Raw genomic sequence first — 22,192 nt, 5'->3', positions numbered from 1 at the left:
CCGGTTTACCTATGCTGGGCGTCTGAACTGCTCTGCGGGGGAGAGGATCGGAGCGGTGGCGCTGCACAAGGACGACCCGAGGACGCTCGGCGGGTACCGGATCGTCGACCGGCTGGGAGCCGGTGGCATGGGTGTCGTCTACCGGGGCCGGTCGCGCTCGGGACGGGAGGTCGCGGTCAAGGTCGTGCACGCCCAGTACGCCGAGGACGCGGTCTTCCGTACCCGTTTCCGCCAGGAGATCGAGGCGGTCCGCAAGGTCAGCGGCGCCTTCACGGCCCCCGTCGTCGACGCCGACCCGGAGGCCGACCGGCCCTGGATGGCCACCCAGTACGTGCCCGGCCCCACGCTCGCCGCCCACATCCGCGCGCACGGGCCGCTGCGCGGCGCGCACCTGCGCCGGCTCGCCCTCGGCCTGGTGGAGGCGCTGCGGGAGATCCACCGGGCCGGGGTGGTCCATCGCGACCTCAAGCCCGGCAACGTCCTGATGGCGCCGGACGGGCCCCGTGTCATCGACTTCGGGATCTCCCGGGCGGCGGAGAACCAGACGCTCACCGAGACCGGCAAGGTCATCGGCACCCCGCCGTTCATGTCCCCGGAGCAGCTCGCCGACGCCCGCTCGGTCGGTCCCGCCTCCGACGTGTTCTCGCTCGGCGCGCTGCTGGTGTTCGCCGCCACCGGACGCGGCCCGTTCGACGCGGACAGCCCGTACCTGACGGCGTGGCGGGTGCTCCAGGAGGAACCCAAGGTGGAGGCGGTGGCCGAGCCGCTGCGCGCGGTGCTCACCGGCTGTCTGACCAAGGACCCGCTCGGCCGGCCCGAACTGGACGCGCTGGCGCAGCAGTTCGCCCGGGTGCTGCCCGAGCCCGCGGACGGCGACGCGCAGACGATGACCCTGCGGCTGCCGCCCGCGCCCACGGCCGAGGAACCCGGCCCGGCCGTCGCCGCGCGCCGCCCCGGCCGCCGCTCCCGTCTGCGCCGGTGGCCGGCGGCGGCCGCGGCGGCGGGCGTCCTGGCTCTGGCGCTCACCGGCTACGTCGTGTTCGACCCGTTCCCGGGGGGCGGGAGGTCGCAGGCGTCGAACAGCGCCGACGACGAGTCCGCGCGCTGGGACCCGCTGCCGAAGGGCTGGCGGCCCTGGCGGACCTCGCTGTTCGGGACGGCCGCGAGCGGGGTCGCGAGGCCCTTGGCCTCCAGCGCGGGGACCGGCACGGTCTCCGTCTCCTGCGTGGGGGCCGGGGGCGCCCTGTACTGCGGCGGCAACGGCACCCTGCCGGTCCGGATCGACGGGGCGACGGGCCGTCTCGCCTGGCGCGCCGGCGGCCCGTCGCGTCCGGTGCCGGCGGGCTACGACAGCCTCGTCCTGGGCGTGGACAAGGGCGTCGTGCTCGTCAGCGAGGGGGTGCTGAACAGCACGCGCGACGACACGATCGTCACGGCCGTGGCCCTGGACGCCGTCACCGGCAAGCGGCTCTGGTCGCACGGCATGCACCCGGGCGGCATCGAGAGCGCCGTCGTCGGCGATCTGCTGCTGGCTCCGGACGGCAACCGCGTGACGGCGCGCGACCTCGTCGGCGGCGCGGTCCGGTGGACGGCGACGCTGCCCGTCGCAGACGGGTACAGCTGCCGCTTCCACGCCTTCGAGGGCCTCCCGCCCTACGTGGGCTGCTCCTACGGGCGAGCGGGCACCCGCAACGTGTTCTACGCCGTGGACCCGGCCGACGGGAGCACGCGCAAGCTGGCGGTGCCGGACGGATACGTCGACCCGCTGGGAGCCGTCGGCGGAGAACTGGTGTTCGGCGTGATCTCCCCGAGCGATCGTGAGGGCTCCGGGGAGAGGCCCTACGGCGCGGTGCTGCTGATCGACCCCGACACCGGAGCCGTGCGCAGGAAGACGCTGCCGGGCGGACCCCGCGGCCGGGCCGCGCTGGTGGGCGGGGTGCTGTGCGTCGCCGACTCGAGGGGGCGCATGGTCGCCCACTCGGCGCGCACGGGCGCACGGCTGTGGGAGACCTCCACGACCCTTCAGCAGCCCGGCACGCCCGTGGGCGACGGGCGGGGCCGGGCGGTGTTCGCGGCCAGCGCCTCGGGGCGGGTCGCCGCCGTCGACGTCAGGACGGGGGCGCTGCTGTGGGAGTCCTCGGCGAGGGCCGGGCGGGTCGAGGCGTTCGGCGTCTCCCTGGCGCGGGTGTTCCTCGACGAGGGCTCCCTGATCGTGCTCACCCCCGACGGCACGGTGTTCACCGTGAACCCGGCCCACCCCGACCGGCTGTCGCCGGGGGAGTGAACCGGGGCCGCGCGGGTGCGGCTACGGCAGGGCCAGCATGCGCTCCAGCGCCAGCTTGGCGAACCTCTCGGTCTCCTCGTCGACCTCGATGCGGTTGACCAGCTTGCCGTCGGCGAGGGACTCCAGGGTCCACACCAGGTGCGGGAGGTCGATCCGGTTCATCGTCGAGCAGAAGCAGACCGTCCTGTCCAGGAAGACGATCTCCTTGCCCTCGGGCGCGAAGCGGTTCGCCAGTCGGCGCACGAGGTTCAGCTCGGTGCCGATGGCCCACTTGGAGCCGGCCGGGGCGGCCTCGAGCGCCTTGATGATGTACTCCGTCGAACCGACGTAGTCCGCCGCCGCCACGACCTCGTGCCGGCACTCGGGGTGCACCAGCACGTTCACGCCGGGGATCCGGGCGCGGACGTCCTCGACCGAGTCCAGGCTGAAGCGGCCGTGCACCGAGCAGTGGCCGCGCCACAGGATCATCTTCGCGTCGCGCAGCTGCTCGGCGGTCAGCCCGCCGTTCGGCTTGTGCGGGTTGTACAGGACGCAGTCCTCCAGGGACATGCCCATGTCCCGCACGGCGGTGTTGCGGCCGAGGTGCTGGTCGGGCAGGAAGAGGACCTTCTCGCCCTGCTCGAACGCCCACTCCAGGGCCCGCTGGGCGTTGGAGGAGGTGCAGATCGTGCCGCCGTGCCTGCCGGTGAAGGCCTTGATGTCCGCGGACGAGTTCATGTACGAGACGGGCACGACCTGCTCGGCTATGCCGGCCTCGGTCAGCACGTCCCAGCACTCGGCGACCTGCTCGGCGGTGGCCATGTCGGCCATCGAGCAGCCGGCGGCGAGGTCGGGCAGGACCACCTTCTGGTCGGCCGACGTCAGGATGTCGGCGGACTCGGCCATGAAGTGCACGCCGCAGAAGACGATGTACTCGGCCTCCGGGCGGGCGGCCGCGTCCCGGGCCAGCTTGAAGGAGTCGCCCGTGACGTCGGCGAACTGGATGACCTCGTCGCGCTGGTAGTGGTGGCCGAGCACGAAGACCTTGTCACCGAGCTTCGCCTTGGCGGCGCGGGCGCGCTCGACCAGGTCCGGGTCGGAGGGCGAGGGCAGGTCGCCGGGGCACTCGACGCCCCGCTCGCTCTTCGGGTCGGCCTCGCGGCCGAGCAGCAACAGGGCGAGCGGAGTCGGCTGTACGTCGAGCTCCGTGGTCTGGGCGGTGGTCACGACACGCACCCTTTCTACTTTTCGTCGAATTGACGTTATCTATCATAACCCGCTTCACGTCACTTTGACGATGGTCATAGCGTCGGTGTGACGTGAATCCCCGTGAGGCGTTTTCCGCCCGCAACCGGGTGTGCGAGCATGAGAAGGGAACAACGAAGACGACGACGCCGAAGACGGCGAGGACGGCGAAGTCGATCGGCACGGGCCGGAATGAATCCGCGGCCCCGTCGGTTGCAACCGTCGGCAAGCAGTCTCCGTACAACCCGGGAGAGATGTAGATGTCCGTATCGGACGAGACCAGCACCGTCACCGACGGCATCATCCTGTCCGACGCCGCCGCGGCGAAGGTCAAGGCCCTGCTCGACCAGGAAGGCCGCGACGACCTGGCCCTGCGTGTCGCCGTTCAGCCCGGCGGCTGCTCCGGCCTGCGCTACCAGCTCTTCTTCGACGAGCGTTCCCTCGACGGTGACGTCGTCAAGGACTTCGACGGCGTCAAGGTCGTCACCGACCGCATGAGCGCCCCGTACCTGGGCGGCGCGTCGATCGACTTCGTCGACACGATCGAGAAGCAGGGCTTCACGATCGACAACCCGAACGCGACGGGCTCCTGCGCCTGCGGCGACTCCTTCAGCTAGTCCGCCGCACGGCGACCAGCCGTACCGGCCGAAGACGCGAAGGCGGCGGCCCCCCTCCGAGGGGAGCCGCCGCCTTCGCGTTCGCCGCGCGGCAGGGCCGCGGCGGGCCGGCCGCGGCTACCGGGCCTGCGGCAGGCGGGCCCCCGCCTTCTCCAGCGGGACGGCCCTGCCGTCCGAACCGACCACCTTGCGGCTGCCCGGCGCCTCGTCCAGCTGCACCACCTGGTGGTACTCCTTGGCGATCATGATGCAGACCTTGTCCGGCCACGGCGTCTGCGTCACGGTGACCTTCACCTCACCCGCCGTCTCCACCGCCGTCGCCTTGTAGTCGGCGCACACCCCGCCGGTGAAGGCGACGGTCAGCTCCCGGCCCTCGACGGTGTAACCGTCCACACGCACCGTCCGCTTGCCGGACGTGCCCGACGTGCCGCCCGGGGTCGGGGTGGGCGCGGGCGTGGCCGCGGGCTTCAGGTACGCGGGCTCCACGGCCGGCTGGGCCACCGTGTAGGCGGCCTCGGCGCCCGCCGCCTTCACCTCGAACAGCCAGGACGGCACGAGCACCTGGCGTCCGCCCGAGGTGTGCGGGGCCAGCCCGAGCGCCGCGTGCTCGACCGTCGCCGTCTGCCGTGACGGATTCGTCGACGCCTTGCACGGGCTCTCCAGCCGGTCCTTGAGCGGCACCGGGCTCGCGCATCCGCCGATGCCCATCCGGTGACCGCCGCCGGGCGCCGCGTTCAGCGCGTCCAGCGCCTCCCGCGCGCTCAGCAGGGGGTAGGCGGCGCCCTTGACCGGCGCCTCCAGCTGCCCGTTCCCGCCGACGATCTCGCCCTGCGCGCTGACGCCGATCCCGGTCGACCAGCCGTAGGAGGGCAGACCGCCGATCACCGGCTCGGCGTTCACCACCCGCCGGGCTCCCATGACCTGGCTCGCGTCGACCTCGGCGTTCTCTGGGCCCAGCGCCTCGAGGACGGGAGCCGCGGCCTTCTTCGCCGCCGCCTCGCTCACGGGGGCGGCGCCGCCCGGCGTCGGGGACTGCGACGGGCACGTGGGCGCGCCGCCCGTGCAGCCGTCGGCGCCGGGCGCGTAGCGGGTGAACGTCCACATGCCCGGGGCCTGCCGGTTCACCCGCAGCACCGGGCCCGAGCCGTCGTTTCCGGCGCCGACCTTCCAGGCCTCCCCGTCGGCCACCGGCTTCCCCTGGACGCCCAGCGCCTCGGCCAGTGCGGCGACGTCCTTCTCGGCGACCTCGCCCCGCGCCCAGTACACGGGCGCGGAGCCGGGGCCGGCGGGCAGTGGGCCGGCGGCCTTGTACGTCACCCCGTAGGGGTTCGGCTCCCCGGGCGCGATGCCGCTGGTGCCGCTCGTGCCGCCGCTCCCGGAGGCACCCGTACCCCGGGAGTAGTCGTCCAGGGTCAGGGCGGCGGGAGTGCCGCCGCCGGAGGGGGACCCGGCTTCGGACCCGCCGCCGGAACCGCCGAGGGCGCCGGAGGAGGTGAGGTAGGCCCCGCCGCCGCCCACCAGCAGCACGGCGGCGGCGACGGAGGCGATGAGCACCGGCGAGCGACGCCGGGGCGCGCCGGACGACCCGCCGTGGGCCGCGTGAGCGACGACGGGCTCGTCGGCCGACTCGTGGGAGGACCCGTCGGCGCGCCCGGCTGCGGCGACCGGGACGCTTCCCGCACCGGCGGGGGGTTCAGGGGCCCGGTGGGCGTCGCCCTCGCCGGGGGCCGCCGCGGAGGCGACGGCGGGCGGTTCGTCGGCGGACCCGGCGCGGGCGTCCTCGCCGCCCGGGGCGTCCTGCGGCGCGGCGGCGGCGCCCTTCGTGAGCTCCACCGCGGCCTCTTCGGCCGGGGCCCGCCCGGCGCCGACCGCCCCGGCGGAGTCCGTCCCGGCCGTCTCCGGCGCGGCCGTGTCCGCCCCGGCCGGCTCCGGCTCGACGGACTCCGCCGCGGCCGGAACCTCCCGGGGCGAGGCCTTCCCGGCCGGGACCTCGTCGGCCGGGACCTCGTCGTGCGTCGCCGCCCCGGCCGAGCCCGCCCCGGCCGGAGCCCGCTCGGCCTCGGCCCGCGCACGCCCGTCCGTCGTCCCCTCGGAGCCCGTCGTTCCCGGCTCGCGCGCGGCGTCGTCGTTCTCGGGTCGCTCGGTGTTCACCGCATCGCTCCTTCGGCTGCCCTGCTGTCGTACCCCACATCCCCTTGACGGGGGATGCCGATGGGACGCGGCGGGGGAGCGCACGGTTCCCTTCCGAGCGCCGTGCGGCGGAACGGGAGCGGGGCCGTTCCCCTAGTTGCCGTAGTCGGGCATGGCCTCCAGCAGCCGTGCGGACGTCGCGGGAACCTTCACACCGTGGATGCGTGACGGGGAGACGGGACGGGAAAGGATCTTCTCCGGGGCCGCCCAGTGCAACGCCGTCCGGGCGCAGTCGCCGCGCAGCGACGCCAGGCCGCCGTCGAACTCGGCCGACTGGGGAGCGTGGACCTCGAGGTTCGTCATAACCGAACCGTATGCACGCGCGGCCTGCGAAGAAAGATCTACTATCGGGTAGTTTCGTCTGCTTCAGCAGCGCGGACGGAGCGGGTAGCGTGAACTGTCAATCCCCCTCCCCACAGGAGAGTCCACGCCGTGCGCATCGCAGTCACCGGCTCCATCGCGACCGACCACCTCATGACGTTCCCCGGCCGCTTCGCCGACCAGCTCGTCGCGGACCAGTTGCACACGGTCTCGCTCTCCTTCCTGGTCGACAACCTGGACGTGCGCCGGGGCGGCGTGGGAGCGAACGTCGCCTTCGGCATGGGGCAGCTGGGCACCCGCCCGATCCTCGTCGGCGCCGCGGGCGCGGACTTCGACGACTACCGGGCCTGGCTGGACCGCCACGGCGTCGACACCGCGTCGGTCCGCATCTCCGAGACCCTGCACACGGCCCGCTTCGTGTGCACCACCGACGCCGACCACAACCAGATCGGCTCCTTCTACACCGGCGCGATGAGCGAGGCCCGCCTCATCGAGCTCAAGACCGTCGCCGACCGCGTGGGCGGCCTGGACCTGGTCCTGATCGGCGCCGACGACCCGGAGGCGATGCTCCGCCACACCGAGGAGTGCCGCTCCCGCTCGATCCCCTTCGCCGCCGACTTCTCGCAGCAGATCGCCCGGATGGGCGGCGAGGAGATCCGGATCCTGCTGGACGGCGCGACGTACCTGTTCTCCAACGAGTACGAGAAGGGCCTGATCGAGTCCAAGACCGGCTGGTCGGACGCCGAGATCCTCGCCAAGGTCGGTCACCGCGTCACCACCCTCGGCGCGCGCGGCGTGCGCGTCGAGCGCGACGGCGAGGACCCGATCGAGGTCGGCTGCCCGCAGGAGGAGCGCAAGGTCGAGCCCACCGGCGTCGGCGACGCCTTCCGGGCCGGATTCCTCTCCGGTCTGGCCTGGGGCGTCTCCCTGGAGCGCGCCGCCCAGATCGGCTGCATGCTCGCCACCCTCGTCATCGAGACCGTCGGCACGCAGGAGTACCAGCTGCGCCGCGGCCACTTCATGGACCGCTTCGCCACCGCGTACGGCGACGAGGCCGCCTCCGAGGTCCGCAAGCACCTGGCCTGACTCAGGACGTCCGGCGGACCGTGTAGACGGCGCCGCGGTCCGCCGGCTCCTCGCCCAGGTACTCCTGCCCGCGCATCTCGCACCACGCCGGGATGTCGAGCCGGGCCGCCTCGTCGTCGGAGAGCACCCGCACCGTGCCGCCGACCGGCACGTCCCCGATGACCTTCGCCAGCTCGATGACGGGAATCGGGCACCGCCTGCCCAGCGCGTCCACGACGAGCCCCTCGCCCCCCGCGTCCGCCGCCGGTGCGGACGCGGGCGCGGGCGTCGGCGCCCCCAGCTTCTCGCGCACCCCCGCCACCGCGCCCGGCAGCACCGCGAGGAACCTCTCCACGTCCTCAGCGGCAGCCCCCCACGGCAGGGAGACCCGCACGTTCCCCTCACTCAGCACCCCCATCGCCCGCAGCACATGGCTCGGCGTCAGCGTGCTGCTGGTGCAGGAGGACCCGGACGAGACGGAGAAGCCCGCCCGGTCCAACTCGTGCAGCAGGGCCTCCCCGTCGACGTACAGACAGGAGAAGGTGACGATCCCGGGCAGCCGCCGGTGCGGATCGCCGACCACCTCCACGTCCGGGACGACGTCCGCCACCCGCGCCCGGATCCGCGCCGTCAGGTCCCGCAGCCGCGCCGCCTCGTCCGCCGCCTCCGCCCGCACCGCCCGCAGCGAAGCCGCCGCGGCCACGATCGCCGGAAGGTTCTCGAACCCGGCCGCCCGGCCCGACTCCCGTTCGTCCACCGGCCCCCGGGCGGCGAACCGCACCCCCTTGCGGACCACGAGCAGCCCCACCCCCGACGGTCCGCCCCACTTGTGGGCGCTGCCGGTCAGCAGGGACCACGGCCCCTCCACCTCGCCCCACGCCAGCGACTGGGCCGCGTCCACCAGCAGCGGCGTCCCCGCCTCCCGGCACGCCTCGGCCACCGCCGCCACCGGCTGCTCGGTGCCCACCTCGTGGTTGGCCGACTGAAGAGCGGCCAGCGCGGTGTCGGACCGCAGGGCGTCGACGTACGACTCGACGGCGACCGCGCCCGTCCTGGTCACCGGGACCCGGGTCACCGTCCCGCCCTCCGCCTCGAACGCCTCGGCCGAATGCAGTACCGAGGAGTGTTCGACGGCTGACACGATCAGGTGACGTCCGACCCGGCGCCGTCCCGCCGACGCGCCCGCGACGGCCGTGTGCACGGCCCGGGTTCCGGAGGAGGTGAAGGTCAGTTCGTCCGGCCGGCAGCCCACGGCCTCGGCCGTCGCCTCGCGCGCCGCGTCCAGCAGCAACCGCGCCCGCCGCCCCTCTCTGTACAGCCGTGCGGGGTCTGCCCACCCCTCGTCGAGCGAGGCCAACAGGGCCTGACGGGCGACGGGATGCAGGGGAGCGGCGGATGCGGCGTCGAAGTAGGACACACGGCCACCGTAGAACGTGCGGCGACCGCGCCGGGGCGCGGGCGGCCCCGACCCGCGCCGTCGTCGGGCGGGGACGGGCCGTCACAGCCCCGCAACCTGCGCACAAGCCGCATTGACGAGCTATTAGGCGCCGACAGGCGCTCTTCCCACCCCTTCAGGGTGACCCGCGGCGCGTATGCCACCCTCCCCGCGACCCCCCGGAGGGCGTCGGCTAGGGTTTGGTCCGCATAAACATCCAAACCCCTGCCCGACGCAGGGCGGCGACCGACCAGCGAGAAGGCAGGCCGCAGCCAACCGCGCGGGCGAGACTCTCGGGAAGGCGCTACGTGAGTCCCAACGGCTCCGACCGCTCGCCGCGGCGCCCGATGCGGCGGAAGCTGCTGCAGGCAATGACCGCGGGCCTGGTCCTGGCGACCGCCACCGGTTGCACATACAAGGACTTCCCCCGCCTTGGCATGCCCACCCCGGTCACAGAAGAGGCTCCGCGGATCCTCTCCCTGTGGCAGGGATCGTGGGCTGCCGCGCTGGCCACCGGCGTGCTGGTGTGGGGCCTGATCCTGTGGAGTGCTTTCTTCCACCGGCGCAGCCGCACAAAGGTCGAAATCCCTCCGCAGACCCGGTACAACATGCCCATCGAGGCGCTGTACACGGTCGTGCCGATCATCATCGTCTCGGTGCTGTTCTACTTCACCGCCCGGGACGAGTCGAAGCTGCTGAGCCTCGACAAGAAGCCCGACGTCACGGTCAACGTGGTCGGCTTCCAGTGGAGCTGGTGCTTCAACTACATCGAGAAGGTCGAGGGTTCCGACGGGAACGCGAAGACCGACCCGAACCTGGCCGCGATCCCGGACCGGTACAAGAAGGACTTCCCCGCCGACGCGGGCGGCGTCTACACCTGCGGCACCCCCGGTGAGCGGAACCCGCAGACCCACAACCCGGGCCCGACCCTCTGGCTCCCCAAGGGCAAGACGGTCCGCTTCGTCCTCACCTCGCGTGACGTCATCCACTCCTTCTGGGTGGTGCCGTTCCTCATGAAGCAGGACGTCATCCCGGGTCACACCAACTCGTTCCAGGTGACCCCCAACCACGAGGGCACCTTCATGGGCAAGTGTGCCGAGCTGTGCGGCGTCGACCACTCCCGGATGCTCTTCAACGTGAAGGTCGTCTCTCCGGAGCTCTACGCGAAGCACCTGAAGGACCTCGCCAAGAACGGGCAGACCGGTTACGTGCCGGCCGGCATCGAGCAAACTGGCCCCGAGAAGAACCGGGAGTCGAACGTCCTGTGAGCATCCTCAACGAACCCCAGGGTGCCTCCGCAGCTGAGGACTCGTACGAGAACGAGCTGCCGGTCAGGCGCAAGCAGCCCGGCAACGTCGTGGTGAAGTGGCTGACGACCACCGACCACAAGACCATCGGTACGTTGTACCTGGTCACGTCGTTCGCGTTCTTCTGCATCGGCGGCGTCATGGCGCTCCTCATGCGCGCCGAGCTGGCCCGTCCGGGCCTGCAGATCATGTCGAACGAGCAGTTCAACCAGGCGTTCACGATGCACGGCACGATCATGCTGCTGATGTTCGCGACGCCGCTGTTCGCCGGTTTCACGAACTGGATCATGCCGCTTCAGATCGGCGCGCCCGACGTGGCGTTCCCGCGGCTGAACATGTTCGCCTACTGGCTCTACCTGTTCGGCTCGACCATCGCGGTGGGCGGCTTCCTCACCCCGCAGGGCGCCGCCGACTTCGGCTGGTTCGCCTACAGCCCGCTGTCGGACGCGGTCCGCTCCCCGGGCATCGGCGCCGACCTGTGGATCATGGGCCTGGCCTTCTCCGGCTTCGGCACCATCCTCGGCGCGGTCAACTTCATCACCACGATCATCTGCATGCGTGCTCCCGGCATGACGATGTTCCGCATGCCGATCTTCGTGTGGAACGTGCTGCTGACGGCCGTCCTGGTCCTGCTGGCCTTCCCCGTCCTCGCCGCCGCGCTGTTCGCGCTGGAGGCGGATCGGAAATTCGGGGCGCATGTCTTCGATGCCGCGAACGGCGGGGCGTTGCTGTGGCAACACCTCTTCTGGTTCTTCGGGCATCCAGAGGTGTACATCATCGCCCTGCCGTTCTTCGGCATCATCTCCGAGGTCATCCCGGTCTTCTCCCGCAAGCCGATGTTCGGCTACATGGGCCTGGTCGCCGCGACGATCTCGATCGCCGGTCTGTCCGTGACGGTGTGGGCGCACCACATGTACGTCACCGGAGGCGTGCTGCTGCCGTTCTTCTCCTTCATGACGTTCCTCATCGCCGTCCCGACCGGCGTGAAGTTCTTCAACTGGATCGGCACCATGTGGAAGGGCTCCCTGTCCTTCGAGACGCCGATGCTGTGGGCGACGGGCTTCCTGATCACCTTCACCTTCGGCGGTCTGACCGGCGTCATCCTGGCCTCGCCGCCGATGGACTTCCACGTCTCCGACTCGTACTTCGTGGTGGCGCACTTCCACTACGTCGTCTTCGGCACCGTGGTCTTCGCGATGTTCTCCGGCTTCCACTTCTGGTGGCCGAAGATGACCGGCAAGATGCTCGACGAGCGCCTCGGCAAGATCACCTTCTGGACGCTGTTCGTCGGCTTCCACGGCACCTTCCTGGTCCAGCACTGGCTGGGCGCCGAGGGCATGCCGCGCCGTTACGCGGACTACCTCGCCGCGGACGGGTTCACCGCCCTGAACACGATCTCGACGATCAGCTCGTTCGTCCTCGGCCTGTCCGTCCTGCCGTTCTTCTACAACGTGTGGAAGACCGCCAAGTACGGCAAGCCGGTCGGCGTCGACGACCCGTGGGGCTACGGCCGCTCCCTGGAGTGGGCCACCTCCTGCCCGCCGCCGCGCCACAACTTCATCACCCTGCCGCGGATCCGCAGTGAATCCCCGGCGTTCGACCTGCACCACCCGGAGATCGCCGCGCTCGAGCAGCTGGAGCACAGCGGCCACGGCGCCAGCGCGATCGCGGGCAGCAAGGAGGCCGGCAAGTGAAGATCCAGGGCAAGATGTTCGTCTGGCTGAGCGTCTTCGTCCTCGCCATGGCGGTCGTCTATGGCGTGTGGTCGAAGGAGCCGGCCGGTACCACGGCCCTCTTCCTGGCCTTCGGCCTGTGCATCATGATCGGCTTCTACCTGGGCTTCACCGCCCGGCGGGTCGACGCGGGCGCGCAGGACAACAAGGAGGCGGACGTCGCGGACGACGCCGGCGAGGTGGGCTTCTTCAGCCCGCACAGCTGGCAGCCGCTGTCGCTCGCCATCGGCGGCGCCATGGCCTTCCTCGGTGTCGCGGTCGGCTGGTGGCTGCTCTACTTCTCCGCCCCGCTGATCATGATCGGCCTGTGGGGCTGGGTCTTCGAGTACTACCGCGGTGAGAACCGCACCCAGTAACACGCGGGACACGCCGCGAGAGCCCGGACACTCCGTCAGGAGGGTCCGGGCTCACGCTTTTGCCGTAGCGGGGGTCCTCCGTCCGTGTCACTCAGCGCGCCGCCGCGGACCCGGCTCCCTAGCGTGAAGCCATGAGCCACGAACCACGCCCTCGCACCGTCGTCGGCTGCACCCTGCTGGTGATCGCCCTGGGCGCGGTCGCAAGCGCCTGCGGCTCGGACGACGACCCGCTCTCCGCGCGCCCCTACGACGCGACGGACCAGATCTCCTTCAACGCTCCCGACGGGGACGGCAAGAAGGCCGACCCGGACAAGCCCCTCCAGGTCACCGCGGACGACGACGACCGCATCACGGACGTCACCGCCGTGGACGCCACGGGCCGCTACCTCGCGGGCGAACTCGCCGCCGACGGCAGCCGCTGGCACAGCACCGAGCCGCTGGCCGCGGGCGCCCACTACACCGTCCGCGTGAGCACCGAGGACGACGACGGCGCGCCCGGCCGCCGGGTCCTCGCCTTCGACACCGGCAAGCCCACCACCAAGAAGCGGCTGGCGGTCACGTTCGGCCCCGACGCGGGCGAGTACGGCGTCGGCCAGCCCGTCGTCGCCAAGCTCGACCAGCCCGTCAAGGACCCCGCCCAGCGGGCCGTCGTCGAACGCGGGCTCAAGGTCACCTCCTCGCCGGCCGCGCAGGGCGGCTGGCACTGGGTGGACGACAAGGAACTCCACTACCGCCCCAAGGACTACTGGCCCGCCCACGCCACCGTCCGCGTGCGCAGCAACCTGGACGGCATCAAGATCAGCGACCGGCTGTGGGGCGGCACGGCCAAGGAGCTCAAACTCACCATCGGCGACCGGGTCATCGCCGTGACGGACGCCGCGTCCCACTCCATGAAGGTCTTCAAGAACAACGAGGAGATCAACCAGATCCCCGTCACCACCGGCAAGCCCGGCTTCGAGACCCGCAACGGCGTCAAGGTCGTCCTGGGCAAGGAGTACTTCGTACGGATGCGCGGGACCACCGTCGGCATCGCGGAGGGCTCCGCGGACTCCTACGACCTGCCGGTCTACTACGCCACCCGCGTCACCTGGAGCGGCGAGTACGTCCACGCCGCCCCCTGGTCCGTGGGCTCCCAGGGCTACGAGAACGTCAGCCACGGCTGCACGGGCATGAGCACGTCCAACGCCGAGTGGTTCTTCGACCACATCCGCCAGGGCGACGTCGTCCAGGTCGTCAACAGCAACGGCGACACGATGGAGACGTTCGGCAACGGCTTCGGCGACTGGAACCTGGACTGGACGAAGTGGACCACGGGCAGCGCGCTGACCGGCGCCAAGCAGGAGACCGGCCAGGAGACGGCGCGGCTGAGCCCGGCGGCCGTGTAGGCGCCGGCGGGCGCGGAGCCGTGACCCGAACGGCTCCGCGGCGGCCCGCGGGGCCCCGGCGGGGCCCCGCGGGCGCTAGGCGCTCTGCTGAAGCCTCTTCGTCCGCAGCAGGGACGCCAGGGCCTCCGCGAACTCCACGGGCTCCACAGGCAGCGTCACAGCCCCGTCGGCCCGGCTCCAGGTGGCGAGCCACGCGTCCTGGGGCCGCCCGATCAGCAGCAGCACCGGCGGGCACCGGAACACCTCGTCCTTGAGCTGACGGCACAGCCCCATGCCCCCCATGGGGGCGGCCTCCCCGTCCAGGACGACGACGTCGATGCCGCCCCGGTCCAGCTCGCGCTGCACCGCCGCGGGCGTCGCGCACTCCAGGAACTCCACCACGGGGACGTCCGGCGCGGGCCTGCGGCCGGTCGCGAGCCGTACCTGCTCCCGCGTGTTGGAGTCGTCGCTGTAGACCAGCACCGTGGCGGTCGCCTGCATGCTTCCTCCGTGACATCAGTGTCGTACGGACAGAACCGATGTCGCGGATGCTACTCCCTCACCCACCTCGTCAACACCGCTTGGAACACGGCTTCGATGGGCCATCCGGGCAGTACACACGGTGCGAACACTCCGAACGGCACCCCCCGGAGTGAGGGCGGGATAAGGGACCGACATAATGTCGGTCGTGGCGACAGCAACGACAGTAGACACCGGGCACGCGCACCCGTCGGTCAATCGACCGAACCTCACCAGCGTCGGAACCATCATCTGGCTGAGTTCCGAGCTGATGTTCTTCGCGGCCCTCTTCGCGATGTACTTCACCCTGCGATCGGTGACGGGTCCTGATCACTGGAAGGAAATGGCCGAGGCCCTGAACCTCCCGTTCTCGGCCACCAACACCACGATCCTGGTGCTCTCCTCCCTCACCTGCCAGCTCGGCGTCTTCGCCGCCGAGCGCGGTGACGTGAAGAAGCTGCGGATGTGGTTCATCGTCACCTTCATCATGGGTGCGATCTTCATCGGCGGTCAGATCTACGAGTACACGGAGCTGGTGAAGAAGGACGGGCTCTCGCTCTCCTCGGACCCGTACGGCTCCGTGTTCTACCTGACCACCGGCTTCCACGGCATGCACGTGACGGGCGGCCTCATCGCCTTCCTGTTCGTCCTCGGGCGCACCTACGCGGCCAAGAGGTTCACCCACGAGCAGGCGACCGCGGCCATCGTCGTGTCCTACTACTGGCACTTCGTCGATGTCGTCTGGATCGGCCTCTTCGCCACGATCTACCTGATCAAGTAGCCGGGGCCCGCTCCCGCACCTCCACAAGCATCGACGCAGAAGATCCTGACACCGGGGTAATCCGTGAAAAAGCTCTCCGCACGACGACGCCATCCGCTGGCGGCGCTCGTCGTCCTACTCCTCGCGCTGGCATGCACAGGGGGGCTGTACGCCGCGTTCGCGCCCGCGAGCAAGGCGCAGGCAGACGACAGCGCCCAGTCCCTCACGATCGACGAGGGCAAGAAGCTCTACGCCGTCGGCTGCGCCAGCTGCCACGGCACCGGCGGTCAGGGCACCTCCGACGGTCCGAGCCTGGTCGGCGTGGGCGCCGCGGCCGTCGACTTCCAGGTCGGCACCGGCCGCATGCCGGCGGCGACCTCCCAGGGCCCGCAGGTGGTGAAGAAGAAGAACATCTACACGCAGGCCGAGATCGACCAGCTCGCCGCGTACATCTCCTCGCTCGGCTCCGGCCCGGCCGTCCCCACCGAGGCCGAGTACGGCCCGGAGGGCGCGGACATCGCCAAGGGCGGCGAGCTGTTCCGCACCAACTGCGCGCAGTGCCACAACTTCACCGGCAAGGGCGGCGCCCTCACCAAGGGCAAGTTCGCTCCGACCCTGGAGGACGTGGACCCCAAGCACCTCTACGAGGCCATGCAGACCGGCCCGCAGAACATGCCCTCCTTCCCCGACACCACCCTGTCGGAGCAGAACAAGAAGGACATCATCGCGTACCTGCACGCGGTCAACAGCAGCGACACCGACAACCCCGGTGGTCTGGAGCTGGGCGGTCTCGGGCCGGTCAGTGAGGGCCTGTTCGCCTGGATCTTCGGTCTCGGCGCACTGATCGCGGTCGCCGTCTGGGTCGCCGCTCGGACCGCAAAGGCCAAGAAGTCATGAGTAGCCAAGACATTCCAGAAGAGAACCTGCCCGCTGAGCAGGACCACGCACACGGCGCGGTGGGCGTCGCGGACGAGAAGAACCCGTTCGCGGACCCCGGCCTGCCGCCCCACGAGCACCGCGTCCAGGACATCGACGAGCGGGCCGCCAAGCGGTCCGAGCGTGCGGTCGCCTTCCTGTTCACGCTGTCGATGCTGGCCACGGTCGGCTTCATCGCCTCGTACGTGGCGATCCCGGCCGACAAGTCGATCTTCGTGTTCCCGATCGGCCACCTCAGCGCGCTGAACTTCGCGCTGGGTCTGACCCTGGGCACGGCGCTGTTCACCATCGGCGCCGGCGCGGTCCACTGGGCCCGCACCCTGATGTCGGACGTCGAGGTCGCCGACGAGCGCCACCCGATCGCCGCCGACCCCGAGGTCCGCGCGAAAGTCCACGCGGACTTCCGCCAGGGCGCCAAGGAGTCCGCGCTCGGCCGCCGCAAGCTGATCCGCAACACGCTGTTCGGCGCGGTCGCCCTGGTGCCGCTGTCCGGCGTCGTGCTGCTGCGCGACCTCGGCCCGCTGCCCGAGGACAAGCTGCGTCACACGCTGTGGGCCAAGGGCAAGCTGCTCGTCAACATGAACACGAACGAGCCGCTGCGTCCGTCGGACGTGGCCGTCGGTTCTCTCACCTTCGCCAAGCCCGAGGGCCTGGAGGAGCACGACGAGGACTTCCAGAACGAGATCGCCAAGGCCGCCCTGATGATCGTCCGGCTCCAGCCGGACAACATCAAGGACAAGCGCGAACTCGAGTGGTCGCACGAGGGCATCGTGGCGTACTCGAAGATCTGCACCCACGTCGGTTGCCCGATCTCCCTGTACGAGCAGCAGACGCACCACGTGCTGTGCCCCTGCCACCAGTCCACCTTCGACCTCTCCGACGGTGCCCGAGTGATCTTCGGCCCCGCCGGTCACGCCCTGCCGCAGCTGCGCATCGGCGTGAACGACGAGGGCTACCTTCAGGCGCTCGGCGACTTCGAAGAGCCCGTCGGTCCTGCCTTCTGGGAGCGCGGATGAGCACGACAGAGAACCACGAGAGCGCCGTGACCCGCGAACGCGGGAAGGCGCCGGCCGGCGAGCGCATCGCCGACTGGGCCGACGGCCGGCTGGGGATCTACTCCCTCGCCAAGGCGAACATGCGCAAGATCTTCCCCGACCACTGGTCGTTCATGTTGGGCGAAGTGTGCATGTACAGCTTCATCATCATCATCCTGACGGGTGTGTATCTGACGCTGTTCTTCCACCCGTCGATGAACGAGGTGGAGTACCACGGCAGCTACGTCCCGCTCCAGGGACAGCTGATGTCCGAGGCGTTCAGCTCCACCCTGCACATCTCCTTTGACGTGCGCGGCGGTCTGCTCATCCGGCAGATCCACCACTGGGCGGCGCTGATCTTCCTCGCCGGCATGTTCGTGCACATGATGCGCGTGTTCTTCACGGGTGCGTTCCGCAAGCCGCGTGAGGTCAACTGGCTGTTCGGCTTCCTGCTGTTCGTCCTGGGCATGTTCACCGGCTTCACCGGTTACTCGCTCCCGGACGACCTGCTCTCCGGCACCGGTGTGCGCTTCACCCAGGGCGCGATCCTGTCGATGCCGATCGTCGGCACGTACATCTCGATGTTCCTGTTCGGCGGCGAGTTCCCCGGCCACGACTTCGTGGCGCGGTTCTACTCGATCCACATCCTGCTGCTGCCGGGCATCATGCTGGGCCTGATGGTGGGCCACCTGATCCTGGTCTTCTACCACAAGCACACGCAGTTCGCGGGCCCCGGCAAGAGCAACAAGAACGTCGTGGGCATGCCGCTGCTGCCGGTGTACATGGCGAAGGCCGGAGGCTTCTTCTTCCTGGTCTTCGGCGTGATCGCGGCCATCGCGGCCGTGGCGCAGATCAACCCGATCTGGGCCATGGGCCCCTACCGTCCGGACCAGGTGTCCACCGGCGCCCAGCCCGACTGGTACATGGGCTTCGCCGAGGGCCTGATCCGCTTCATGCCGGGCTGGGAGATCAACCTCTGGGGCCACACGCTGGTCCTGGGCGTGTTCATCCCGCTGGTGCTCTTCGGCGTCCTGCTCGCCCTGCTGGCGCTCTACCCCTTCATCGAGTCGTGGATCACCGGCGACAAGCGCGAGCACCACATCCTGGACCGCCCGCGCAACGCGCCGACCCGTACCGCGATCGGCGTCGCCTGGGTCACGATGTACATGATCATGCTGGTGGGCGGTGGCAACGACCTCTGGGCCACCCACTTCCACCTGTCGATCAACGCGATCACCTGGTTCGTCCGGATCTTCTTCTTCGTCGGACCGGCCATCGCGTACATCGCCACCAAGCGGATCTGCCTCGGCCTCCAGCGTCGTGACAAGGACAAGGTGCTGCACGGTCGCGAGACCGGCACCATCAAGCGCCTGCCGCACGGTGAGTTCATCGAGATCCACGAGCCGCTCAGCCAGGAGCAGCTGCACACCCTCACCGCGCACGAGCAGTACGCTCCGGCGGCGATCGGCGCCACGGTCGACGACAACGGCGTCGAGCGCAAGGTCACGGGCAAGGAGAAGCTCCGCGCCAAGATCAGCGAAGCGTACTTCGGCGAGGACCAGCAGATCCCGAAGCCCACTGTCGAGGAGTACAAGGAGATCACGAGCGGCCACGGCCACCACTGATCGCCGAGGCGTCGCCACGCCACAGTGAAGGGCTCCGTCCGGTTCCCGGACGGGGCCCTTCGCCGTGCCCGCGGCTGGATAGGGTGGGGTGGACCGGTTCCACGACCCGCGGCGCGCGGCTCACGGTCCGCGACGCCCGACGACCGACGATTCACGACGACACACGCAGGAGCGGCTATGAGCGCTGTGACCCCCGCTGGAGGCGACACCGCGGCGGGCCGTTCCTGGCCCGAGGTGCTGAACGGCCTGCTCTACGGCCGCGACCAGGACGCGGAGGCCACGTTCTGGGCGCTGGACCGGATCATGCGCGGGGAGGCGACGGACGCGCAGATCGCGGGCTTCGTGGTGGCGCTGCGGGCCAAGGGCGAGACCGTCGCGGAGATCAACGGCCTGGTCCGGGCGATGTACGAGCACGCCAACCTGATCGAGGTGCCGGGGCCGACCGTCGACATCGTCGGCACGGGCGGCGACGGCGCGAAGACCGTCAACATCTCCACGATGTCGGCGATCGTCGTCGCCGGCGCGGGCGCCACGGTCGTCAAGCACGGCAACCGGGCCGCGTCCTCCGCGTCCGGCGCCTCGGACGTCCTGGAGAAGCTCGGCGTCAATCTGGAGCTGACCCCGAAGCGGGTGCAGGAGGTCGCCCAGGAGGCCGGGATCACCTTCTGCTTCGCGGTCAAGTTCCACCCGGCGCTGCGTCATGTGGGCGCCGCGCGGGGGCAGTTGGGCATCCGCACGGTGTTCAACGTGCTCGGTCCGCTGACCAACCCGGCCAGGGTGCGCTCGCAGGCCGTCGGGGTCGCCGACCCGCGCATGGCGCCCGTCGTCGCCGGCGTCTTCGCCGAGCGCGGCAACTCCTCGCTGGTCTTCCGCGGCGACGACGGCCTCGACGAGCTGACCACCACGGCCACCTCGCGCGTGTGGGTCGTGCGCGATGGCAAGGTCACCGAGGAGGGCTTCGACCCCCGCGACGTCGGCCTCGACCTCGTCCCGGTGGAGGCCCTGCGCGGCGGAGACCCGTCCTACAACGCGGAGGTCGCCCGCCGGCTGCTGGAGGGCGAGACGGGCCCGGTGCGCGACGCCGTCCTGCTGAACTCGGCGGCGGCGCTCGTGGCGCTCGAACCGGGGGCCGGGCCGCTGGCCGGGCAGCTGCGGGCGGGCATGGACCGGGCGGCCGAGTCCATCGACTCCGGAGCCGCCAAGCGGGCGCTGGAGCGCTGGGTGGCGGCGAGCAACGTCTGACGCCGGCGGCGGCGGTCGTCCCGCGATCCGGACACGGGTTGCGGGACGACGATCACCTCGCGTAGTTTTCCGTATCAGGTCATGAGTGACAGTCATGAGGCCCCGGCCGACTGTCCGGCAACCCTCCGTCCGTGGCGGGGTGCCCCGGGTGAAGACCAGGCGGTGGACAGCAAGGTCCACGGCAAGCGCGGACCCCTCGCGAAACCAGGGGTCCTGGGTCGTTCGAGGGAGTCTCTCGTGAGCAAGCGAATGCGCTAGGGCGTCAGAGCCCCGCTTCCGCCTTTCTTCCTTTCGCCTTCCTCCGTGCCGGAGCCCTGTCCGCCCGCACGGCGGTTTCGTCCTGCCTCTCACGGGAGTTCGCCATGTCCGTCTCCACCCTTGCCACCGCCCGCACCCTTTGTGCCCCGCTGCCCGTTCTGGGGCGCGATGTCACCGTCCCGCTCGTGACCGGCGGCGAGGTCGACTACGCGGCCCTCGACTACGCGGCCAGCGCCCCCGCCCTCCAGCGCGTGTGGGACGACGTCGCGGCCTACGCCCCCTACTACGGCAGCGTCCACCGGGGAGCCGGCTACCTCTCGCAGCTGTCGACGGACCTCTTCGAGAACGCCCGCCGCACCGTGACCGAGTTCCTCGACTGCCGCCCGGACGACCAGCTGATCTTCACCCGCTCGACGACGGACTCCCTCAACCTGCTCGCCTCCGCGCTCCCCGCCGACTGCCAGGTCTTCGTCTTCGAGACCGAGCACCACGCCTCGCTGCTGCCCTGGACGCACGCCCGGGTCGCCTACCTCGACGCCCCGCGCAGCCCGCGCCAGGCCGTCGAGACGCTCGAGCGGGCCCTCGCCGCGCGCGACCCGCACGGCCCGGCCCTGGTCTGCGTCACCGGCGCCTCGAACGTCACCGGCGAGCTGTGGCCGGTGCGCGAGCTCGCGGCGGCCGCGCACGCCCACGGCGCCCGCATCGTCCTGGACGCCGCCCAGCTGGCCCCCCACCACCCCGTGTCGGTCCGCGACCTCGACGTGGACTGGGTCGCCTTCTCCGGTCACAAGCTGTACGCGCCCTTCGGCAGCGGCGTCCTGGCCGGCCGCGCCGACTGGCTGACCGCGGCCGACCCCTACCTCGCGGGCGGCGGCGCCAGCCGCAAGGTCACCCGGCGCGAGGACGGGGGAGTGGACGTGGAGTGGCACGAGAGCGCCGCCCGCCACGAGGCCGGATCCCCGAACGTGATCGGCGCCTATGCCATCGCCTCCGCCTGCAAGGCGCTGACCGAGGCGGGCTTCGACGACCTGGTCGCCCGCGAGGAGCACCTGATCGCCGAGGTGCGGGCCGGGCTCGCCGACGTCCCCGAGGTGCGGTTCCTGTCCCTCTTCGGCGACGACGCCCCCCGGGTGGGCGTGCTCTCCTTCGTCGTCGAGGGCTGGAACAGCTCCCACTTCGCCGCCGCCCTCTCCGCCGAGTACGGCATCGGCGTCCGCGACGGCCTCTTCTGCGCCCACCCCCTGGTCCGCACCCTCCTGGGCAGCGACCCGCAGACCCAGGGCGAGTGCGGCGCGCCCGAGGCGGCGCCGGGGGAGAAGTCCCTCAACGCCATCCGTGTGAGCTTCGGCGCGGGCACCCCCGACGAGCACGTCGACCGCTTCGTGACGGCGGTCCGCGAACTGGTCGCCCAGGGCGCGAAGTGGGAGTACCGCACGGAGAACGGCCGCTGCGTCCCGTCACGGGGGTGATGCGGGAGCCGCGACACGAACGTCGGGCCGTGCCCTCTGGCGCTCACCGCGCCGGCGCACGCACGGCCGGCCCGCTCGTGGCGGAGCCGCGGGCGCCCCGCTACGAGTCCAGGCCGATGGCGAACGCCGCTTCCAGGTCGTGCTGCGAATAGGTGCGGAACGCCACGTGCGTGTCCGTCCCCTCGACGCCCGGGATCTTGCTGATGCTGCCGGGGATGACCTCGGCGAGGTCCTCGTGCTGCTTCACCCGGACCATCGCGATCAGGTCGTAGGTCCCGGTCACGGAGAAGACCTCGCTGACGCTCTCCAGCGAGGCGATCCGCTCGGCGATCTCGGGGATCCGGTCCACGCTGGTCTTGATGAGGACGATCGCGGTGATCACGGCTGGTTCTCTCCCTCGGGGGCCGGAGCTGGGGCGGCCCTCACTCTAGTCGCCCGCCCGTCCGCCCCCGC

The 22,192-nt window shown here is 71.0% G+C and carries 19 protein-coding genes and 1 riboswitch; of the genes, 13 read left to right on the top strand and 6 right to left on the bottom strand.

Annotated elements, in window-relative coordinates; genetic code table 11:
• Window positions 1–55: 55 nt before the first annotated feature.
• Window positions 56–2,284 (top strand): protein kinase domain-containing protein, encoded by a 2,229-nt coding sequence (locus KMS84_RS26635; protein WP_256918994.1) that lies wholly within the window; start codon window positions 56–58, stop codon window positions 2,282–2,284.
• Window positions 2,285–2,305: 21 nt separating this feature from the next.
• On the opposite strand, the gene nadA is transcribed toward KMS84_RS26635, so the two are convergent.
• Window positions 2,306–3,490 (bottom strand): quinolinate synthase NadA, encoded by a 1,185-nt coding sequence (nadA, locus tag KMS84_RS26630; protein ID WP_256918993.1) that lies wholly within the window; start codon window positions 3,488–3,490, stop codon window positions 2,306–2,308.
• 278 nt (window positions 3,491–3,768) lie between these two features.
• On the opposite strand from nadA, the gene KMS84_RS26625 reads away from it, so the two are divergent.
• A complete protein-coding gene (locus KMS84_RS26625) occupies window positions 3,769–4,125 on the top strand; it encodes a HesB/IscA family protein (protein ID WP_030794551.1) in 357 nt (118 codons plus the stop codon).
• A 117-nt stretch (window positions 4,126–4,242) separates the two neighbouring features.
• Here the strand turns inward: KMS84_RS26625 and KMS84_RS26620 are convergent, their stop codons facing one another.
• Together KMS84_RS26620 and KMS84_RS26615 are read right to left on the bottom strand one after the other, a co-directional pair.
• Window positions 4,243–6,276, bottom strand: a complete 2,034-nt coding sequence (locus KMS84_RS26620) for a hypothetical protein (protein ID WP_256918992.1) — start codon at window positions 6,274–6,276, stop codon at window positions 4,243–4,245.
• Window positions 6,277–6,408: 132 nt separating this feature from the next.
• On the bottom strand, window positions 6,409–6,618 hold the full coding sequence (locus KMS84_RS26615) for a hypothetical protein (protein WP_256918991.1): 210 nt from the start codon (window positions 6,616–6,618) through the stop codon (window positions 6,409–6,411).
• 129 nt (window positions 6,619–6,747) lie between these two features.
• On the opposite strand from KMS84_RS26615, the gene KMS84_RS26610 reads away from it, so the two are divergent.
• Window positions 6,748–7,722, top strand: coding sequence for a carbohydrate kinase family protein (locus tag KMS84_RS26610; RefSeq protein ID WP_256918990.1), 975 nt, complete (start codon window positions 6,748–6,750; stop codon window positions 7,720–7,722).
• 1 nt (window position 7,723) lies between these two features.
• Here KMS84_RS26610 and KMS84_RS26605 read toward each other — a convergent pair whose 3' ends face one another.
• Window positions 7,724–9,118 carry a cysteine desulfurase/sulfurtransferase TusA family protein gene (locus tag KMS84_RS26605; protein WP_256918989.1) on the bottom strand — a complete coding sequence of 465 codons (1,395 nt, stop codon included), beginning with the start codon at window positions 9,116–9,118 and terminating at the stop codon, window positions 7,724–7,726.
• A gap of 326 nt (window positions 9,119–9,444) precedes the next feature.
• Here KMS84_RS26605 and ctaC point away from each other — a divergent pair, with 326 nt between their 5' ends.
• The 4 genes from ctaC (at window position 9,445) to KMS84_RS26585 (ending at window position 13,917) form a co-directional block, all read left to right on the top strand.
• Complete coding sequence (ctaC, locus tag KMS84_RS26600; protein ID WP_256918988.1) at window positions 9,445–10,404, top strand: aa3-type cytochrome oxidase subunit II; 960 nt, start codon at window positions 9,445–9,447, stop codon at window positions 10,402–10,404.
• On the top strand, window positions 10,401–12,137 hold the full coding sequence (ctaD, locus tag KMS84_RS26595; RefSeq protein WP_256918987.1) for an aa3-type cytochrome oxidase subunit I: 1,737 nt from the start codon (window positions 10,401–10,403) through the stop codon (window positions 12,135–12,137). Before ctaC ends, ctaD begins: the two co-directional genes overlap by 4 nt.
• Window positions 12,134–12,532, top strand: a complete 399-nt coding sequence (locus tag KMS84_RS26590) for a cytochrome c oxidase subunit 4 (protein ID WP_069771217.1) — start codon at window positions 12,134–12,136, stop codon at window positions 12,530–12,532. The genes ctaD and KMS84_RS26590 overlap by 4 nt, the downstream gene beginning before the upstream one ends.
• Window positions 12,533–12,663: 131 nt before the next feature.
• Window positions 12,664–13,917, top strand: coding sequence for a L,D-transpeptidase (locus KMS84_RS26585; protein WP_256918986.1), 1,254 nt, complete (start codon window positions 12,664–12,666; stop codon window positions 13,915–13,917).
• A gap of 75 nt (window positions 13,918–13,992) precedes the next feature.
• Here KMS84_RS26585 and KMS84_RS26580 read toward each other — a convergent pair whose 3' ends face one another.
• Window positions 13,993–14,397, bottom strand: coding sequence for a response regulator (locus KMS84_RS26580; protein WP_256918985.1), 405 nt, complete (start codon window positions 14,395–14,397; stop codon window positions 13,993–13,995).
• Between the two features lie 178 nt (window positions 14,398–14,575).
• Here KMS84_RS26580 and ctaE point away from each other — a divergent pair, with 178 nt between their 5' ends.
• The 6 genes from ctaE to KMS84_RS26550 all read left to right on the top strand — a co-directional run bounded on the left by ctaE (window position 14,576) and on the right by KMS84_RS26550 (window position 21,739).
• A complete protein-coding gene (gene ctaE / locus KMS84_RS26575) occupies window positions 14,576–15,196 on the top strand; it encodes an aa3-type cytochrome oxidase subunit III (RefSeq protein ID WP_069771220.1) in 621 nt (206 codons plus the stop codon).
• A 63-nt stretch (window positions 15,197–15,259) separates the two neighbouring features.
• Window positions 15,260–16,072: a cytochrome bc1 complex diheme cytochrome c subunit gene (gene qcrC, locus KMS84_RS26570; RefSeq protein ID WP_256918984.1), complete on the top strand. Its 813-nt coding sequence runs from the start codon at window positions 15,260–15,262 to the stop codon at window positions 16,070–16,072.
• Window positions 16,069–17,127, top strand: a complete 1,059-nt coding sequence (qcrA, locus tag KMS84_RS26565) for a cytochrome bc1 complex Rieske iron-sulfur subunit (protein ID WP_256918983.1) — start codon at window positions 16,069–16,071, stop codon at window positions 17,125–17,127. Before qcrC ends, qcrA begins: the two co-directional genes overlap by 4 nt.
• Window positions 17,124–18,770 carry a cytochrome bc1 complex cytochrome b subunit gene (gene qcrB, locus KMS84_RS26560; RefSeq protein WP_256918982.1) on the top strand — a complete coding sequence of 549 codons (1,647 nt, stop codon included), beginning with the start codon at window positions 17,124–17,126 and terminating at the stop codon, window positions 18,768–18,770. The genes qcrA and qcrB overlap by 4 nt, the downstream gene beginning before the upstream one ends.
• Before the next feature lie 177 nt (window positions 18,771–18,947).
• Window positions 18,948–20,012 carry an anthranilate phosphoribosyltransferase gene (gene trpD, locus KMS84_RS26555; RefSeq protein ID WP_256918981.1) on the top strand — a complete coding sequence of 355 codons (1,065 nt, stop codon included), beginning with the start codon at window positions 18,948–18,950 and terminating at the stop codon, window positions 20,010–20,012.
• Between the two features lie 77 nt (window positions 20,013–20,089).
• Window positions 20,090–20,206: riboswitch (SAM riboswitch) on the top strand.
• 168 nt (window positions 20,207–20,374) lie between these two features.
• The gene (locus tag KMS84_RS26550; RefSeq protein WP_256918980.1) at window positions 20,375–21,739 is read left to right on the top strand and encodes an aminotransferase class V-fold PLP-dependent enzyme; all 1,365 of its coding nucleotides are present in this window, start codon (window positions 20,375–20,377) and stop codon (window positions 21,737–21,739) included.
• Between the two features lie 100 nt (window positions 21,740–21,839).
• On the opposite strand, the gene KMS84_RS26545 is transcribed toward KMS84_RS26550, so the two are convergent.
• On the bottom strand, window positions 21,840–22,121 hold the full coding sequence (locus KMS84_RS26545; protein WP_057579946.1) for an Lrp/AsnC family transcriptional regulator: 282 nt from the start codon (window positions 22,119–22,121) through the stop codon (window positions 21,840–21,842).
• Between the last annotated feature and the right edge of the window lie 71 nt (window positions 22,122–22,192).

Origin of the sequence: Streptomyces hilarionis, assembly GCF_024539675.1 — a bacterium.
Taxonomy (GTDB): Bacteria; Actinomycetota; Actinomycetes; order Streptomycetales; family Streptomycetaceae; genus Streptomyces; species Streptomyces hilarionis.
The sequence above is the reverse complement of the archived record's forward strand: the minus strand, read 5'-3'. Positions and strand labels throughout refer to the sequence as shown.